Origin of the sequence: Ilumatobacter sp. (genome assembly GCF_041688325.1) — a bacterium.
GTDB lineage: Bacteria > Actinomycetota > Acidimicrobiia > Acidimicrobiales > Ilumatobacteraceae > Ilumatobacter_A.
This window is the reverse complement of the sequence record NZ_JBDNIJ010000406.1, coordinates 1-2,131: the sequence shown is the minus strand read 5'-3', so window position 1 is coordinate 2,131 and position 2,131 is coordinate 1. Positions and strand designations below refer to the sequence as shown.

The 2,131-nt window shown below is 63.6% G+C and carries 3 protein-coding genes; all 3 read right to left on the bottom strand.

Going from position 1 to position 2,131, the window contains the following annotated elements; translation table 11 throughout:
* The coding region (locus tag ACH2EI_RS20190) for a PhnE/PtxC family ABC transporter permease (protein ID WP_395161365.1) at window positions 1–614 on the bottom strand (614 nt) is incomplete at its 3' end.
* Complete coding sequence (phnC, locus tag ACH2EI_RS20185; RefSeq protein WP_395161363.1) at window positions 614–1,444, bottom strand: phosphonate ABC transporter ATP-binding protein; 831 nt, start codon at window positions 1,442–1,444, stop codon at window positions 614–616. The genes phnC and ACH2EI_RS20190, both read right to left, overlap by 1 nt.
* 147 nt (window positions 1,445–1,591) lie before the next feature.
* Window positions 1,592–2,131, bottom strand: a 540-nt coding sequence (locus ACH2EI_RS20180; RefSeq protein WP_395161361.1) for a PhnD/SsuA/transferrin family substrate-binding protein, incomplete at its 5' end; no start/stop codon positions are given.

Sequence of the window (2,131 nt, the reverse complement as noted above, 5' to 3'; positions counted from 1 at the left end):
GACCACACGCCAGTGAGAAGTTCCTGGCCGCGTGATGCGCCGGTGCTCGCTACGCCGTCTCGCGGTCCGAGTTCGATGTTGTCGGCTGCGGAGGAGAACAACTTGCCACAGAAGCCAATCGAGTGGAGACCGAGGGCGAGGATGCCGGCGATCGGGCCGATACCGAAGACTCGCACGAAGACGAGCGCGAGGACGAGCGACGGGACAGCGCGGGCGAACGCAATGATTGCGCGGCTCGTGCCGCGCACGATTGAGTTGTGCGACACATTGCGTGAAGCGAGAAGCCCGAGAGGGATCGAGAGAACGACTCCGATGAACGTTCCGAGGAACGCCATGAAGAACGTGTCCACGAGCAGGTTCAGAATCTGGTTTCGGTCGTCGGCCGGGATGAAGGGTGGCCACATCCGCTGGACGAGGTTCCAGGTTTCGGGCCATCCGTCGATGAGTGCGAACAGCGACATGTCGACGCGGCGTAGTCCCCAGATCGCTCCGACGATGAACGCCAGGGCAATGGCTGCGAGCAGAACCCGTCGCCGCGTCCACGGCGCGGCGAGCGGGACGTCGCGGAACACTCGAGCCGGGTCGGCATGGACGACGTCGGCGGTGGCCGCCATCAGGCCGAGATCCGTACCGGGGCCGGGTCGACCACGTACTCGCTGACCTTTGCGCCCGTTGGGTCGAGGCGCTGGTAAACCTCCATGATTCGAGCGTGATCGATCGAACCGTCGACCGGGCTGTCGAGCACGACCTTGCCGTCACGCAGACCGAGCAATCGGTGTGCCCAGTCGATCGCGAGGTCGACTTGGTGGAGGCTGCACAGCACAGTGATGTTGTCTTCGACGCAGCACCGGAAGAGCACATCCATGACCTGCGCTGATATCTCGGGGTCGAGCGATGCAACGGGTTCATCTGCGAGCACGATGCGCGGGCGCTGCATCAGGGTCCGGGCGATCGCCACTCGTTGTTGCTGGCCACCGGACAGGGTGTCGGTTCGCTGCCAGGCACGATCTGCGAGACCGACCCGGGCGAGCTGTTCGATCGCTTCTCGTCGGAGATGCTTCGGGTACATCCGTGCACCGAACCGGGGGCCCCGCAGGGTGCCGAGGGAGCCAGTCAACACGTTCTCGATGCAGCTGAGTCGACCGACGATGTTGAACTGTTGGAACACGAAGCCGACATCTCGTCGAAGGTTGCGGAGTTCTCGCCCCGATGCCTCGACCACGTCGGTGCCGAGCACCTCGACCGATCCGCTCGTTGGCTGGTGGAGTCCGTTGAGGTGGCGAAGCAGCGTTGACTTGCCGGACCCGGAGAGCCCGATGATCACGAGCAGTTGCCCTTCGGGCACAGAGAAGGACACGTCGTCGAGGGCAACGACGCCTCCTCCGTCGAATTCTTTGCGCAGGTTGCGGACGTGGACGACATCGGGGCGATCGGTCTGGATCATGGCTTCTCCTGGTTTCGGCTGGGTGCATTCGAGTTGTTTGGAAGGGGCCCGGTCGGGCTGAGCCCCTGCGCCTGCGACGACAGGGGGAGGAGTCGTCGCAGGCGCAGAATTTGAGCTGGGTGCGTCACCGTGAGGTGACAGCGGGCCTCAGCTCTCGCAGTTCGAGGCCTTCGTGATTTCACACACTTGGCGGATGCCGTCGTAGAACGAGTCGTCCTTGGCAACGAAGCCCCAGGTGTCTTCTTCGTCGCTGAACGAGCAGTCGTTCTCTTCGACGGTTCCTGAGCAGTAGCCGTTGGCGATCGCCCAGTCGGCGTTCACTTTAGTCGTCACGACCTCTTGGAAGGCTGCGACGAAGTCGGCGGGCAGAGCGTTGCTGATCGCCATTGGTGCACCTGCGATCGTCTGGCTTTTCCAGACGATCTTCAGGTTGGCGTCGGCTTCGTTGACAGTCTCGTCCTCGACCATGTCGATGACGCCGCTGATGTCGCCGCTGTCGACGAGCTGGGCGGTGACCATCGAGTCGTACGCGAATCCTGCGTCACAGTCGCCGTTCGCTACCGAGATCGCCGAGGCGTCGTGGCCGCCGGCGAAGGTGGGGTTGATCTCGGTTGAGGTCTCGGACGGATCGATGCCGGCGGCCAGGAGTCCTTCGGATGGGAAGAGGAAGCCGGAGGTGGAGCCAGG